This window comes from Pedobacter sp. GW460-11-11-14-TSB4 (assembly GCF_059423705.1).
This window is the reverse complement of sequence record NZ_JBWKYI010000001.1, coordinates 629,571-646,784: the sequence shown is the minus strand read 5'-3', so window position 1 is coordinate 646,784 and position 17,214 is coordinate 629,571. Positions and strand designations below refer to the sequence as shown.

Here is a 17,214-nt window from a genome sequence, read left to right as displayed (position 1 = left end):
CGCTTATGAAGAGATTTTTTACTAAAGTAGCTTTTACAGTTTCAGTAATCGTGCTTTTTCTGGCGCTTGCTCCCGCATCTGCCCAGTACACTAAAACTCAGTTGCATTCCGGAGGATTGTATGCGGCTTTGGCTAAAGATGCCAGTGGTAATGTTTATGTTACCAAGGCCTCTGGCCCTGGGGTTTATCATGTAGCCAAGTATATTGGCGGTACAGGTAGTCCCACCATTATTTATAGTGGTTTAACCTCTCAATCAGGAGAATATCCATGGGGTTTAACTGTAGCGAGCAATGGTGATGTTTATCTGAGTACCGATTTTACATCGAATAATGGTGCAATTATCAGGTTAAATGCAGCATCGAGTTATGCGGCAACTACAGTGCAAACAGGAAGATATTTTACTGGATTAACTTTTGATGCGGCAGGAAATTTATATGCTTTGGAGTATAATGTTACCAATACAGATTATGCTGTGGTTAAATATACCGATCCATCCGCGATAAACTCTACCAGTAAAACAATGATCTATCATGGTCTTATTTCGGGAAGCGGAATGAGTTATCCTATTGGAATTGCTGTTGCAACCAACGGTGATGTTTTTGTAACCAAAACTTATAATGGAACTACGCAAACCGGTGGTATTTTAAAAATAAATGCCCCTACTTACGCAACTACAACAAGCATTGCAACAGGTACCTATGCTACAACATTAACACTTGATGAATTCGGTAACTTATATGCTTCTGAAACCAGCGGAGGAAATACTTATTCGTTAAATAAATATACTGCTGCTACCGGCTCGCCAGCTGCTTTTTACTCAGGTTTGCATGGAACAGGTACGTTTTTACCTTATGGGGTAGCTTTTATTGGTACAACAGGATATATTGCTGACGGGGATGATGGCGCATTGGGTGGTGAATTAATTAAACTGGCTCCAACTGATATTACACTTCCAACTGTTCCAACCGGTTTGGCAGCAAGCGCAGGAAGCTCGCAAAACACGCTAACCTGGAACACCAATGCAGATGTCGATTTATTAGGTTATAAAATATACGGTGGTACTACAGCGGCGCCAACCACTTTATTGGCTGCCATTCCAAAAGGAACCACAACCTATACGCATACAGGGCTTACCAATGGAACGCCATATTTCTATCGCATTTCAGCAGAAGACAATTACTTTAACGAAAGCGCTAAAACTGCTGATGTATCCGCTACACCTACACCACCAGCCATCGCTTCAGCTACTTACAACGCTTCAACAGGAGCATTAACCGTAACAGGATCGGCGTTTCCGGCCTTTGCAGGTGCAACCAATGATATTGTAACGAATAAATTAACCCTAACCGGAGAAGGAGGAACAAATTATGTGCTTACTTCAGCTAATGTAGAAATCACTTCATCAACAGCTTTCACTATTACGCTAAATACGGCTGATAGGAACGCCGTAGAAATGATGTTCAATAAAAATGGAACAGCTTCTACCAGCGGAACAACTTATAATTTAGCAGCGGCCGAAGATTGGGCAGCAGGAGAAAATCCGGCTTCAGTTATTGCAGATGCTGTTAATTCGGTTACGGTAACCAATGTTGCCGTTCCTGCCATTACCAATGCAACTTATAATGCATCAACCGGGGCTTTAGTCGTAACCGGAACAGGTTTTTTATCGCTCAATGGTGCAACAAATGATATCATCGCCAGTAAGTTTACCCTGACCGGAGAAGGCGGCAGTACTTATACGCTAACGACTACACCAAATGTAGAAATCACTTCGAGAACTGCATTTACATTAACATTAGATGCTGCTGATCGGGCAGGTGTAAACCAGGTGATCAATAAAAACGGAACAAGTTCAACAGGTGCAACCGTTTATAACCTGGCAGCAGCTGAAGATTGGACCGCCGGAGCTGATGCAGCAGTTGTTGTAGCAGATTTAACCGGTAATGGAATCACAGCGAGTAACGTTGCTGTTCCTGTTATCACTTCAGCTACTTACGATGCTGCCACTGGCCTTGTTGTCGTAACTGGTTCAGGCTTTTTCTCCAAAACAGGAGCGGCAAATGATATTGTGGCCAACAAATTTACGGTTATCGGTGAAGGAGGATCAACCTATACTTTAACCGATACCCCAAATCCCGAAATCAGTGCTTCAACGGCATTTACGCTGGTATTGAGCGCTACAGATTTGCCCAGAGTTAGCCAGATTATCAACAAAAACGGAACATCCTCAACAGGAGGAACCACGTATAACCTGGCAGCTGCCGAAGATTGGGCCGCCGGAGCAGATGCAGCAGTGGTAGTGGCCGATTTAACTGGCAACGGAATTACGGCAAGCAATGTTGCTATTCCAACCATTACATCAGCCACCTATAACAGCAGTACAAATACGCTAGTCGTAACCGGAACCGGATTTACTAAATTAAATGGCGCAGCAAATGATATCGTAGCGAATAAACTAACCATTACCGGAGAGGGCGGTGCGACCCTTACGATAAATGCAGGTTCAACAGCTGAAATAACAAACGCCACTACTTTTTCTATTATCCTGGGCCCGGCAGATCAAACTTCCATTAAAGAAATACTGAATAAAAACGGAACAAGTTCAACAGGAGGAACAACGTATAACCTGGCAGCGGCAGAAGATTGGGCGGCTGGGGCAGATGCAGCAGTAGTTGTTGCAGATTTAACGGGTAATGGAATTACAGTTTCAAACGTGCCTGTTCCTACCATTAGCAGTGCTACCTATAACGCTTCATCAGGAATATTGGATGTTTCCGGATCAGGCTTTAGCAAAATAGGTGGGGCATCCAATGATATTATAGCCAATAAATTTACAATTACCGGAGAGGGTGGAGTAACTTACACCTTAACGAATACACCAAACGTGGAGATTAATTTTAGTGGATTATTTTCATTAACCCTAAGTCCGGAAGATAAAGCAGCTGTCAATCAAATCATCAATAAAGACGGAACAGCTTCAACAGGCGGAACAACGTATAACCTGGCAGCAGCTGAAGATTGGGCGGCAGGAGCAGATGCAGCCATTGTTGTAGCAGATTTAACCGGAAACGGCATTACGGTAAATAGTGTTGCTGTACCAGCCATTACAGCTGCAACGTACGATGCCACTACTGGCGTACTTAGCGTATCAGGAACAGGATTTTTAAAATTAAATGGCGCTGCAAATGATATTGTGGCCAATAAATTAACTTTTAAGGGACAAGCAGCTGCAACCTATACACTTACCGATTCGCCAAATGCGGAGGTTACGAGTGGAACCTCGTTCAGCATAACGGTTAGTACAACAGATAAAGCTGGTTTGGCTTTACTCATGAATAAAGATGGTCTTTCAGCAGCGGATGCAACCGTATATAACCTGGCAGCAGCCGAAGACTGGAATGCAGGAGCAGCGGCAGCGGTTACCATTGCAGATGCAACTAACCCTGTAACGGTTTCAGGAGCAAAATCCAGAAATGCCGATCTGGCTTCTTTAACCACCAATGCCGGAACGTTTACACCAACTTTTGCTGCAGGTACTACAGCTTACAGCATCAATGTACCGTATACCACCACTACGGCAACCGTTACCGCTACAAGGGCTGAAAGCCATGCAACATTAACATCGAGTTTAGGTGCAGGGGCATATACGGCACTTACGGATGGAGTTGCTTCTTCAGCATATACACTGAATAATGGTGCTAACTTAATTAATGTAAAAGTTACGGCAGAAGAAACGACAGTAACCAAAACCTATACCCTGACCGTAAATAAACAGGAAGCGGCTTCAATTGGCGATTTTGTTTGGTTAGATTATAACCAAAATGGTGTACAGGATGGTGGCGAGCCAGGCGTAGCGGGGGCAACGGTTACCTTAACAGGAACTGACATCTTTGCCAACGCAGTAAATTTAACAACTACAACAAATGCATCGGGCAATTATACTTTCAGTAATTTAAATCCTTCAACGGCCTATAAAGTAGTGGTGTCGGGTTATCCGGCACGTTACACCAGTACTTATGATCTGGATGGGACTGGAACAAATGGTGCAACCTTCGTACTTGCTTCTGGACAAAATAGAACAGATGTAGATTTTGGTTTATATGACCCTTATTATGCTAATGCCGATTTATCAGCATTAAGTACCACAGCAGGCTTAACGCCAGCTTTCGCAGCAGGAACCACAACCTATACTGCCAGTGTTTTAACCGCAACCAATGTAGTAAAGTTAACAGCTACTGCACTTGCGGCAGGGTCAACACTTCAAATTAATGCAAACGGAGCGGGTTATGTAATGCTAACCAGTGCGGTAGAAACAGCAGATCTGGCCTTAAACTTTGGTAACAATACTTTTGATATTAAAGTTACGGCTCAAAATGGAACCACCACTAAAACTTATACCGTAACGGTTAACAGACCAAACGCCAATCAATCCATTACCTTTGCAGGCACCGCGTCAACTACTTATGGTAATGCCGATTTTGATCCTGGGGCAACCAGCGCAACTTCTGCAATTAATACCATAACTTATAGCAGTGACAATTTAGCGGTGGCTACAATCGTAGCGGGTAAAATTCACATTGTTTCGGCCGGATCAGCAGTAATTACAGCAAAACAAGCCGCAAGTACCGGTTATAATGCCGCAACCGACGTAACACAAACTTTAACGGTGAATGCAAAAAGCCTTACAGGTAACTTCACTGCCGATAATAAAGTTTATGATGGAAACAATACAGCAATTGTATTAACCAGAACACTTAATGGTGTGGTAACAGGCGATGAGTTAGCAGTAACCCTAAATGGTGGTACGGCTACTTTCGATAATGCCAATGTAGCCAATGGTAAAACCGTAACTTCAGCAGGTATGACGCTTGGCGGAGTAAAAGCGGCTAACTATACTTTATCGTCAGTAAATACAACAACAGCTAACATTACCGCTAAAGATATCAGCGGTAACTTTACAGCAAGCAATAAGGTTTATGATGGTAATAATACGGCCAATATTTTAACCAGAACTTTATCTGGGGTAGTGGCCGGAGAAGAAGCAGACGTAACCTTAACAGGTGGAACCGCAACTTTTGCCAATGCATTGGCCGCTACAGGTAAAACGGTTACCGCAACAGGCTTAAGCCTCACCGGAACCAAAGCCGCCAACTATAACTTAACAGGCGTAGCTACTACCACAGCCGATATTACAGGTTTAGCTTTAACCGGCGCATTTACTGCAGATAATAAAGTTTACGATGGAAATACTACGGCAAGCTTATTAACCAGAACCTTAACAGGCGTATTAGCTGCTGATGCTGCTGACGTAACTTTAACAGGTGGCACAGCTTCATTTGCCAATGCCAGTGTAGGTGCAGGCAAAACGGTTACTGCTGCGGGTATGACATTAACTGGAGCTAAAGCAAGTAACTATAGCTTAAGTAGTGTAGCTACTACCACCGCCAATATCACAGGTTTGGCCTTAACAGGTAGCTTTACCGTCGATAATAAAGTGTACGATGGCAATAATAGTTCAACCATATTAACCAGAACTTTAACAGGTGTACTGGCTGCTGATATTGCCGATGTAACCTTAACAGGCGGAACCGCTACTTTTGGTGGGATCAATACCGGAAATGGTAAAGAGGTTACTTCAACCGGAATGGTATTAACAGGTACTAAAGCAGGTAACTATACCTTATTTGCTGTAAATACCACAACAGCCAATATTACACCAAAAGATATCAGCGGAAACTTTACCGCCAGTAACAAAGCTTACGATGGCAATAATACAGCAACGATATTAGTCAGAAGCTTAACGGGAGTAGTTCCAGCCGATTTAGCTGATGTAAACTTAACAGGTGGAACAGCAACTTTTGCCAACGCCAACATTGGTACGGGTAAAATAGTTACTGCTGCGGGCATGACCCTTACCGGAACCAAAGCCGACAACTATAATTTAACGGGCGTGGCCACCACCACAGCCAATATAACAGGTCTGGGCTTAACCGGTAATTTTACTGCAGCTAATAAAGTTTACGATGGCAATACAACGGCAAGCATATTAACCAGGACTTTGACAGGCGTATTGCCAGCCGATGCAGCCGACGTTACCTTAACAGGTGGTTCAGCCAATTTTGCTGATGCCGGTAAAGGTGCAGGTAAAACAGTTACCGCAACAGGTATGACCATTACTGGTGCCAAAGCGGCTAACTATACTTTGGCTTCGGTAGCTACTACAACGGCTGATATTGCCGCCAAAGATTTAAGTGCTGGCTTTACTGCCGACAGTAAAACTTATGATGGCAACACAACCGCAGTCATTTTATCAAGAACCCTAACCAGTGTACTGGTTGCTGATGTGGCCGATGTAACGGTGAGTGGAGGCACGGCAACATTCATCAATGAAAATGTAGGCACAGGTAAATCTGTAAATGCATCAGGTTTTGTTTTAGCCGGAGCCAAAGCAGCTAACTATAACATCACAACAGTCGATGCAACTACAGCAAACATTACTGCTAAAAATATCAGCGGAAACTTTACTGCCGATAATAAAGTGTACGATGGTAATACTACAGCAGGTGTTTTAACCAGAACCTTAACCGGTGTATTAGCTGCTGATGCTGCTGATGTTAACCTAACAGGTGGTACAGCAAGTTTTGCAACAGCAAGTGCAGGTACAGGTAAAACGGTTACCGCTACAGGTATGACCATAACAGGAGCAAAAGCTGCCAACTACAGTTTAAACGGAGTAGCCACGACTACCGCAAATATTACAGGTTTGGCTATTACCGGCAGTATCACAGCCAGCAATAAGGTATACAATGGCAATAACATTGCTAGCATTTCGGGTAGGAGTTTAACAGGCGTATTAACCGCTGATGTAGCCGATGTAACATTAACCGGCGGTACAGCAACTTTTGCCGAAGCCAATAAAGGCACGGGTAAAACCGTTACCGCCACAGGCTTAACCCTGGCCGGTACTAAGGCTGCCAATTATACATTAGCCTCGGTAGGTACAACAACCGCCGATATTACTGCAAAAGATATCTCAGGTAATTTTACTGCAGATAACAAGGTATACGATGGAAATACAACGGCAAACATTTTAACCAGAACCTTAGCAGGTGTACTGGCCGGAGATGTAGCTGATGTGAATTTGACAGGCGGAACGGCCAATTTCGACAATGCCAACATGGGTACCGGAAAAACCGTTACCGCAACTGGTATGAGCCTGGCAGGTACCAAAGCTGCTAACTATAACTTAACGGGCGTAGCCACTACTACCGCTAACATTACAGGTTTAACACTTACCGGTAACTTTACCGCTGGTAATAAAGTGTACGATGGTAATACAACTGCAAGTATATTAACCAGAACATTAACCGGCGTGTTAGCTGCTGATATTGCCGACGTTACTTTAACAGGCGGTTCAGCCAGTTTTGCCAATGCCAGTAAAGGCACAGGTAAAACCGTTACCGCAACAGGCATGACCATCACGGGTGCGAAAGCCGCTAATTATACTTTGGCTTCAATAACCACTGCAACAGCCGATATTAGCGCTAAGGATATCAGCGGAAACTTTACCGCCGACAATAAGGTTTACGATGGTAACGCTACTGCCAGTATTTTAACCAGAACCTTAACCGGCGTACTGGCAGGCGATGTTGCCGATGTGAATTTAACAGGTGGAACTGGAAGCTTTGCCAATGCTAACGTAGGCACAGCAAAAACGGTATCGGCGGCTGGCTTAACTTTAACAGGAAGCAAATCGGCCAATTACAATTTAACAGGTGTAGCCACTACAACAGCCAACATTACAGCAAAAAATATCACTGGAGCATTCACGGCTGATAATAAGGCTTATGATGGCAATACTACAGCAACCGTATTAACCAGAACGTTAACAGGTGTAATTACAGCTGATGCAGCGGATGTAAACTTAACTGGTGGAACAGCAAGTTTCGCCGATGCCAATATTGGTACAGGTAAAACGGTAACTTCAGCAGGTATGACTTTGGCAGGTTCAAAATCTGCTAATTATAACTTAACAGGAGTGGCTACCACCACGGCTAATATTGGAGTTAGAAATATCACCGGATCATTTACCGCAAGCAACAAGGTTTATGATGGCAATGCTAGCGCTACGGTGTTAACCAGAGCCTTAACAGGAGTTTTAACTGCAGATGCTGCAGATGTAAACTTAAGCGGCGGAACAGCCAGTTTTGCTGATGCCAGTGTGGCTACCGGTAAAACGGTTACGGCTGCAGGCATGGTACTGGCTGGTACAAAAGCTGCTAATTACAATTTAACCAGTGTAGCGACTACTACAGCTGCTATTACTGCAAAAACGGTTAACGGAAGCATTACCGCAAGTAATAAGGTTTACGATGGAAATACTACAGCTGCCATTTCGGGAAGAAGCCTAACTGGTGTACTTGTAGCTGATGCTGCCGATGTAACCTTAACAGGTGGTACAGCAACCTTTGCCGATAAAAACGTAGGTACTGCGAAAGTGGTAACTGGGACAGGTTTGTTGTTATCGGGCGCCAAAGCAGCTAATTATACTTTAGGCAGCGTGGCAACTACCAGTGCTAACATCAGCGCTAAACCAATTGCGCTTACTGCCGATGCGAAGACAAAAGTGTATGGCAGTGCCGATGTTGCATTAACTTATACACTTTCTACAGGTGCATTAGCCACGGGCGATGTTATTACAGGTAGTTTAAGCCGTGCAGCCGGAGAGAATATAGGCAACTATGCGATTGCGCAGAACACCATCTCAGCCGGAACAAATTATATCATTACCTATACGCCGGCCGATCTGGTCATTACCAGAAAAGCATTGGTCATCACGGCCGATAATAAAAATAAAAACTTTGGCGATGCCAATCCGGCGCTTACGGCAAGTTATAATGGTTTCGCAGGTACTGAAACAGCAGCTGTATTAACCAGTCCGGTAGCCTTAAGTACTACGGCTATTACAACATCGCCAGCTGGCAATTATCCCATTACGGCTAGTGGTGCTGCAGCAGCAAATTACAGCATTTCTTATGTTGCGGGTACGCTTACCGTTAACCCGGCCGCACAAACCATTACATTTGCAGCTTTAGCCAATAAATTAGATACCGATGGTACCTTTACCTTAACGGCAACAGCAAGCTCTGGTTTAACCGTAACCTATACGAGCAGCAATCCGGCTGTAGCCAGGATTATTAATGGTAATCAGGTAGAAATCCTGAAAGCAGGTGTGATCAACATTACTGCCAGTCAGGCCGGAAACGCCAATTACCAGGCAGCAACCAATGTAGTACAGCCGTTTACAGTAATCGAAAATCCGCCACCGGTAATTACCATTACCAGCAATAAAGGTAATAGCATTAGTAAGGGCGAAACGGCAATACTTACTGCAACGGGTGCATTAACTTATCAATGGACAAATGCAAACGGAATTATTAGTGGTCAAAACACTGCCGTATTAACCGTTAGGCCATCTCAAAATACGACTTATACCGTTACCGGGTTTAACCAGTACGGAAGAAGCAGTACCAAAACCTTTAATCTCGAGGTGAGGGCCGATTACCAGGTGCTGAATATCATGAACGTACTTACACCTAATGGTGATGGTAAAAATGATACATGGGTTGTCGAAAATATCGATATGTATCCAAACAACACGGTACGCGTTTTCGACCGCGCCGGTAAGTCGATATTTGAAATGAAAGGATATGACAACAGCTGGGGTGGTACCTTAAAGGGATCTTTAGTTCCTGAAGGCGCCTACTACTATATCATCGACTTTGGTCCAGGTATAGGAGTAAGAAAAGGCTATATCACAATTGTAGGTAATAACTAAGATTTAACCTGCCATAACCAGTTTAAAATACTGGTTATGGCATAAAAAGTATAAAGATGAAAACAAGGAAAATGCTTGTCACATTGGTGATGTTCAGTATCTGCATCCCAGCCTTTGCTCAGCTCAACCCTATGGGCAGTATGTATTACCAGAACCTTTATCTCAGCAATCCGGCCATGGCAGGTATTGAGAAGGGTTGGGAAGCTGCTGCAGCATATAAGGCACAGTGGACAGCAATAGAAGGCGCACCAGCTATGCAATCCGTAACGGCAGCTTATGGTGCCAACAACAATAAAGTTGGCGTAGGTGCCTCTTTTTACAATGAAAATATAGGGGTAATTCAGCGAACCAGTTTCAAAGGTACTTATGCTTACCACTTGCCGCTCAATAATGGTTCTGATTATCTTGATTTTGGGCTTTCAGCAGGTATCATGAACGAATGGATCGATCTGACAAAAATTAAGGGAAGCCAGAATGATATTTCCCTAACGAACTTTAACCAGCGCAAACTGTATTTTGATGGCGATTTCGGTATGGCTTATCGTAGTCAGCATTTTAATATTCAGGGATCAGTATTAAATCTCAAGCGGTTTTTGAAACGTGATGATGAAAGAACGGTGGTCGACCGCGCTTCTTATTTTGCATCAGTAAGCTACAAATTTATTAATCCCGATAAGGTGCTGAATGTGATTGAGCCCAAATTAAGTTATAGAGGCATTGATAATTACCGCGATATAGTTGATCTTGGATTAAATGCGCAGTTCTGGGGTAATAAACTGTTGTTTACGGGCATTTATCACACGAGTAACAGTTTCACTGCAGGGGTGGGCACAACTTATCAAAATCGCTTGTCGATATTGGCCATGTATACCACCAATACTTCTGATATACAAAATTATGCAAACGGAGAATTTGAAGTCGGCTTAAAATACAATTTTAGGTAATAACCGTGATAGCAGTCTTGCTGTTATCTTACATAATAGCTGATCAACTTACCAACTCAAACTCAAGCGATCCTTTCTTTATTAGAGAGGATCGCTTGAGTTTATAAGCATTCCGAGATCAAATTATTTTGTACGCACCTTGTCTATGCTGCGCCGACTTAAGGTATGTGAAATCGTAAAAGAAATACTAAAATCGATTAAGGAATCTATTGCTGTAGGGAATATGCTTATTTTTGATTTCACATTTTTATATGAAAGATCACCTGCGCGACCAGTTTGGAAATATCGATATCTATTTATTTGATCAGCTTTTAAAGGGAACCTACAACGATTGCCGGTCTGTTCTGGATGCCGGATGCGGGGCGGGAAGGAATGCAGATTACTTTATCCGCACAGGGTACCAGGTATATGGCGTCGACTCTTCAGCGCACCATATTGAAAAGATTAAACAATTGGCTGCGCCATTTTCTGAAACTTCTCCTGCAGAAAATTTCAGGGTTGGATTAGTCGAAGACCTTCCTTTTAACGATGAAACATTTGATCTGGTGATCAGTAATGCCGTACTTCATTTTGCAAACAATATGAAAAATTTTGAGGAGATGTTAAACTCCATGTGGCGGGTATTACGTCCCGGCGGCTACCTGTTCTGTCGTTTAGCATCCGATATCGGTATCGAAAACATGGTTCACTCAATCGGTAACGGAAAGTATATTTTGCCTGATCAATCAGAACGTTTTTTAGTTAATCAAGACATGTTACTGCAGTTTACGGCCAAACTTACGGCTACATTACATGAGCCCATCAAAACTACCAATGTGCAGAACCTTCGGTCAATGACCACCTGGTGCCTGAAGAAATAAAAAGATTTGGGGTAAGGATGCACAGATTTTATCAAGCGAGGGCGAAATAAAACAATGCTATTTGGAGAGAAATGCCCTTAGTAATAAGTCAGGGCATTTCTCTCTAATTTCCATCTTTAGGCTGCTAAAGTTGCTTTTACCCAAATATTTTTTGAACGGCCAGCTGAACCTTAGCGGCATCATTTTCGATCGTTTTTTTGATGGACTCATCAAATGAAGGAGAAAATCCTGCTGTAACAGAGATAAGTGGTGTTTGGTTAATCACCGTCAGTTCAAAGGAATGACTTCCAAATTTAAAGCTGCTTTTTATTTTATCGGTTTGTTTTTCAATTGCCTTAAAAAATTCATAGCTGTTGCTGATCTCATCGAAATGATCCTTTACCGCCTGAAAAATCAGCTGTGTTTCTACATCTAAATCATTGATGATCACTCTGGCATTCAATAATGCTTCTGCTGTTTTTCCTTCAGCTCCTTCCTGTAGGTTCTTCAAAGAGGGGAGCAGGTCTTCACTGAAGATGATATCTTTAGAATCTTTGATAAAAATCGTTGAAGGATTGCCATTTTCATCCGATCGCTGTTGGAGGTATATCGTGTCATTACCATCCTTAAGTTCTACACTGGCTGGGGCAATATATTCTGTTTTGATATCGGTGATGGTGTTTTTAATCAGCTTAACAACATAGGCTAAGACAGGGTAATCTGTAATATCGTTCATTGTGTTTTTTTTACAAATGTACAGCTTCGTTGAAGGGATGTAAAGCGCCGAAGCAAAACCAATGGATAGTTTTAGGATAAAGGGATCAACAAGAGCGAGTTAATTTTTTTCTTTGATGAGGCGCTGATGGCCATCATCCATTTTACATCACCCATTATTCCATAAATTGGTCATTCAATTGAATGGGACCGCCCGAAAGATTATTTTTATGGCGATCATAAGGGAACGACCTAAAGTGGTCTTCGTCTACAATAATACTGGGTATGGTACCCGAAAACTGTTTAAAATCGCGGATGAGGTGCATGTGATCGAAATAACCACAGTGAAAAGCAATCTTGTTCCATGACAGGTGCGGATGCTGTTCTTTAAGTTTATAGGTATTGGAAAATCTAATCAGCCGGCCAAACATTCTTGGCGAAACCCCAATTTTATGGTTACAGAGCCTTTCAAACTGCCGCAGGCTTAAACAGGCAAGGGAGGCAGTTTGCTCTATCGTCAGGTTACCACCCGAGCGGATAAAAACATCAATTGCCCGGTCAAAGGGAGAGGCCGTTGCTAAGCTATTCAGTTTTTCCTTCAGAAAAGATTGAATGATGTAGTTTTGTGCCAGGGCCGAGCTGGCTTCTGCCAATTGTTCACTTAATATCGCTGCATAGTTTCCCAAAAATAATTTTGCATCGTAACAGGTGTTCAACACCTCGTTCTGAGGTACATTTTTCATTAAACTGTTCCAGCCAATTGGTTTAAATTGTACACATACCGCACGGTGTTTTTTGCCCAGGTTCATAATCGTAGAAAACAAATGGAAGCCGGCCAGAATTACATTTTCTCTTTCCACCAATTGCCCGTTTTCATAAGCACTGATTTTATCTTCAAGTATAAAGCACAAGCAAGACCTGTAATCAGGAACAATGGTGATCTCTTTAATGAAATCTTCGTTGAAATTGAGTTCGATAACAATAACGTTTTCCACGTATTGTGCCAAACTTGGTTCAGGCAAAAAATAGGTAAAACCCATAATATTTTGACCTTTTAAGGTGAGAGGTAATATTTACGGTATCCAAGTTAGGTATTTATATCAGAATTTTAAACTTCTCTTTAAATATTCTGCATTTGGCTAAGGTTGTCGTGTTTGTACTATGTGCCGACGCTTATTCTGAGATAAATTTGATCCGTGATCATTTAGATTACAAATGCCAGGCAAACCTTTTACAGAACATTTAGTCCCGTTCATCGATTAGGTTTCAAATTGTTACGCCTGGAGCAATACCTCAACCAATCAAAATTATCCTTATGAAAAAATTTTACTTTTTTTTAATGATCTGTTTTATAACTGTACTATCCAATTCTTGTTCCGAGACAGGTTTGGAGGGACCTGAAGGCCCTGCCGGACCACAAGGCGTAGCAGGAAATGCTGGTGCAGTAGGTGCCGCAGGTAAAGATGGCAGCATCATTTATAGCGGAACAGGAACGCCTCCGGCTACACTTGCTGCAAACGGCGATTATTATTTAGACCGTTCTACAGGAAATCTTTACGGCCCAAAAACAGCGAACGGTTGGGGTACAGCACTTACTTTAATGGGAGCTGCAGGAACCAATGGTACAAATGGCACTAATGGTTCAAACGGTACCAATGGAAGCAATGGAACAAATGGCAGCACTACACTAAGTGGAAATGGTATTCCATCTGCAGCAGCCGGTATTGCAGGCGATTATTATCTGGATAAAAGCAATTATCAATTATATGGCCCAAAAACAGCCGCTGGCTGGGGTATCCCTATTTTATTGCGCGGTGCAGATGGTGCACAGGGACCAACTGGCGCTGCTGGTAAAGATGGTAGCATTATTTACAGCGGCACAGGTATTCCTGTCGCTGCAATTGGCGCAAACGGAGATTATTACCTGGACAAAACAACTGGTAATTTATATGGACCAAAAACTGCTGGTACCTGGGCTACACCAATCGTGCTGAAGGGAACTAACGGCACAAACGGTACCAACGGAACCAACGGAACCAATGGTACCAATGGAACGAATGGTTCAAATGGTAGTACAACCCTAAGCGGGAATGGTGCGCCTTTACCAGCGACTGGTTTAATTGGCGATTATTATTTAGATAAAACCAATTATCTGTTATATGGCCCTAAAGATAATACAGGTTGGGGCGTTCCTATTCTTTTGCGTGGGGCAGCTGGAGCTCAGGGGCCGACTGGCCCTGCAGGCGCGGATGGTACGATTATTTATAGTGGAGAAACTGCTCCGGACCCAGGTTTAGGGAAAATTGGAGATTTCTATATCTCCAGGCTACCGGTTATGATTTATGGTCCTAAAACAGCACTTTTTGGTTGGGGCGCTGGTACCAATTTAAAAGGTGCCGATGGAACGAATGGAACAAACGGTACAAATGGAACTAATGGTACCAATGGAAATAAAATTTTAAGCGGAGGTGGTGCTCCGCAAAATACAATAGGTAACGATGGTGATTTTTACCTAGACTTAACCAGTTATGTGATGTATGGCCCTAAAACAGGGGGCGCCTGGCCTTTTCCGGGAACATCATTAAAAGGTGCTAATGGTGCAGATGGAAATTCAAATGTAATTTCTTTAGAAACCCCAGATAATGTAAGCTTTACCTGGAATGGTGAAGGCGCTAATTTTAATACCTACGCTTTAAAGAAACATGGGCTTTCATTCAACGATACCACATCGGTATTTAATATCCCAGCCATACATTTAGCTGCTGTAAGTCAAGGTATTGTAATGGTGTATATGCGCAAAACAGAAGCGCCGGGTGTTTATAGCTGGAAGCAGTTGAACTATACAGATTTAAGTCAAAGCCCAAATCAAAATTTAATTTATAGCTATTCTTTGAGGGTTGATGCAACTACCGCTAAAGTTAGAATTTCATTTTATAATGGTTTTGGTTCAACCTTTACGGCCTACCCTGTAGATAAAGTGAGGATTGTTATCGTTCCACAAAGCACCACGGGCGTATTAAGTATAAAGCCCAATAATACACCATTGCTGCAGGCCATGCATCAGCTTAATTTAAAAGATAGTGATTTTAAAATATTAAAGTGATGTTATTAGGGCTGTAGTTACACGTATGGCCCATAATTCCCATTCTAACAAACGTAGAATCTATGAAACGCATATCACTTTTTGTGTTGTTTTTGTGTGCTGCTTTTTTGGCCAGATCGCAAGACCTGGGCCAGATCACAAAACAAAAACCTGTTGTATTTAACGGTACCATAGGTCTGGGACTTGGTACCTATAATGTAAAGGGGATCCCAGCCAGGCAGCGCGATTTTTCTTATATTTTTAACGGCGCACCAACTTTAACCATTTACGGGGTTACTTTACCCTTTTCGGTCGTGGTGAGCGATCAGGAAAGAAGTTACACGCAGCCCTTCAATCAATACGGAATCAGTCCAACCTATAAATGGGCCACTTTTCATGCTGGCTGGCAGAGTTTAGAATTTTCGCCTTTTACTTTGGCCGGGCATAATTTTTTGGGTGGAGGTGTAGAACTCAATCCGGGCAAACTCAGGTTTGGTTTTGTTTACGGCCGTTTTAACAAAGCGATAGAAGAAGATCTCAATCAGCCATTGGCCCTGGCACAACAAGCTGCTTACAAGAGGACGGGATATAGCACCAAATTGGGTTGGGGTACCGAACGAAACCATGTTGATATCATTTTTTTGAATGCGAAAGACCATGTAGGTTCTTTAAGCGCTACCCCGGTTTCTACAGAACTGAGCCCTGCGGAAAATATGGTGCTGGGTTTATCATCCAGATTCAGCTTCTTAAAACATTTTGTTTTTGATATAGACGTTTCAGGAAGTATTTATACCAGGAATGTACTGTCAGATACGGTCGAAAACTTAAAACTGGGCAAGGTTGGTTTTATTAAAGACCTGATTACCCTCAATGCTTCAACCCAATTGTTAACCGCCGCACAAACCAGTATTGGTTACAGTGCCAGCAGCTACGATGTAAGGTTGAAATACCGGAGGGTAGACCCAGATTATAAAAGTATGGGAGCCTACTATTTTGAAACCGATGTGCAAAATTATACCGTTGAAGGTATGCTTCGTTTAATGAAAGGGCAACTGCAGCTGGGTGGAAGTTTTGGACTGCAGAATGACAATATCCTGCACGATAAAGCAGTGCGTTCTAACCGGAAAATTGGGGCTGCCAATATTTCATTTAATAAGGCCGACTATGGTTTCGATTTAAGGTACACCAATTTTGGAATTACCCAGGATAGGGGATTAAACCCCATTATAGATATGTTTCGTGTGGCCAGAACCAATCATAACCTGAGCACCGTTTTAAGGTATAATATTACTGATGAAAGGTTTAGTCATGGTTTTGTTCTGGTCGGTAACCTGCAATCGCTGGTAGATTTAAATGAGTTAACCAAACCTAACAGTAAATCGAACAGTAAAACTGTCAACCTTTCTTACCAGCTCGGTCTGCCAAAAAAATCCTTTGGTGTTAATGCTAATCTAAGTTATACCGTTGCAGAGGTTGCCTTTGGCAAGACCATTTTTTATGGTCCAACTTTAGGCCTTAATCAAACCTTAAATAAGGGTAATCTGGGCCTTAATGCTTCTGTTAGCTATCAGCTCCAGCGCAATAACAGCATTGATGCGGGTAATATATTTAATGCAAACTTTAATGGTTCGTACCGTCTTGGCAAACGCGATGCGGCCAATTTATCACTTAACTACCTGAAAAGTAACTCAAAAGATGTTACGCTCCCTTCTTTTAACGAATTGAGGTCGAATCTTGGTTTAACACATTCCTTTTAAAATTTAATACCATTCAGCATGAGAAATTACGATCATTTT

General features: G+C 42.5%; 7 protein-coding genes. 5 read left to right on the top strand and 2 right to left on the bottom strand.

The genetic code is table 11. The annotated features are described in order from the left end of the window. Nucleotides 1-5: 5 nt before the first annotated feature. The 3 genes from AC07YT_RS02785 to AC07YT_RS02775 all read left to right on the top strand — a co-directional run bounded on the left by AC07YT_RS02785 (nt 6) and on the right by AC07YT_RS02775 (nt 11,643). Entirely contained in the window at nt 6-9,839 is a 9,834-nt protein-coding gene (locus tag AC07YT_RS02785) for a YDG domain-containing protein (RefSeq protein WP_086545905.1), read from the top strand. A 56-nt stretch (nt 9,840-9,895) separates the two neighbouring features. Further along, nucleotides 9,896-10,783: a PorP/SprF family type IX secretion system membrane protein gene (locus AC07YT_RS02780; RefSeq protein ID WP_086545906.1), complete on the top strand. Its 888-nt coding sequence runs from the start codon at nt 9,896-9,898 to the stop codon at nt 10,781-10,783. 251 nt (nt 10,784-11,034) lie between these two features. Further along, nucleotides 11,035-11,643: a class I SAM-dependent methyltransferase gene (locus tag AC07YT_RS02775; RefSeq protein WP_086545907.1), complete on the top strand. Its 609-nt coding sequence runs from the start codon at nt 11,035-11,037 to the stop codon at nt 11,641-11,643. Nucleotides 11,644-11,779: 136 nt separating this feature from the next. Here the strand turns inward: AC07YT_RS02775 and AC07YT_RS02770 are convergent, their stop codons facing one another. Together AC07YT_RS02770 and AC07YT_RS02765 are read right to left on the bottom strand one after the other, a co-directional pair. Continuing rightward, nucleotides 11,780-12,358 carry a hypothetical protein gene (locus AC07YT_RS02770; RefSeq protein WP_086545908.1) on the bottom strand — a complete coding sequence of 193 codons (579 nt, stop codon included), beginning with the start codon at nt 12,356-12,358 and terminating at the stop codon, nt 11,780-11,782. A 154-nt stretch (nt 12,359-12,512) separates the two neighbouring features. Then, a complete protein-coding gene (locus tag AC07YT_RS02765; RefSeq protein ID WP_086545909.1) occupies nt 12,513-13,376 on the bottom strand; it encodes a helix-turn-helix domain-containing protein in 864 nt (287 codons plus the stop codon). 275 nt (nt 13,377-13,651) lie between these two features. Between AC07YT_RS02765 and AC07YT_RS02760 the strand changes: the two genes are divergently transcribed. Next, on the top strand, nt 13,652-15,439 hold the full coding sequence (locus AC07YT_RS02760; protein ID WP_086545910.1) for a hypothetical protein: 1,788 nt from the start codon (nt 13,652-13,654) through the stop codon (nt 15,437-15,439). 62 nt (nt 15,440-15,501) lie between these two features. Continuing rightward, nucleotides 15,502-17,175, top strand: a complete 1,674-nt coding sequence (locus AC07YT_RS02755) for a hypothetical protein (protein WP_145954226.1) — start codon at nt 15,502-15,504, stop codon at nt 17,173-17,175. Nucleotides 17,176-17,214 lie beyond the last annotated feature (39 nt).

Coding starts and splice junctions, on each gene's coding strand:
- AC07YT_RS02785 (WP_086545905.1), top strand. CDS start 6: ATGAAGAGATTTTTTACTAAAGTAGCTTTTACAGTTTCAGTAATCGTG.
- AC07YT_RS02780 (WP_086545906.1), top strand. CDS start 9,896: ATGAAAACAAGGAAAATGCTTGTCACATTGGTGATGTTCAGTATCTGC.
- AC07YT_RS02775 (WP_086545907.1), top strand. CDS start 11,035: ATGAAAGATCACCTGCGCGACCAGTTTGGAAATATCGATATCTATTTA.
- AC07YT_RS02755 (WP_145954226.1), top strand. CDS start 15,502: ATGAAACGCATATCACTTTTTGTGTTGTTTTTGTGTGCTGCTTTTTTG.
- AC07YT_RS02770 (WP_086545908.1), bottom strand. CDS start 12,358: ATGAACGATATTACAGATTACCCTGTCTTAGCCTATGTTGTTAAGCTG.
- AC07YT_RS02760 (WP_086545910.1), top strand. CDS start 13,652: ATGAAAAAATTTTACTTTTTTTTAATGATCTGTTTTATAACTGTACTA.
- AC07YT_RS02765 (WP_086545909.1), bottom strand. CDS start 13,376: ATGGGTTTTACCTATTTTTTGCCTGAACCAAGTTTGGCACAATACGTG.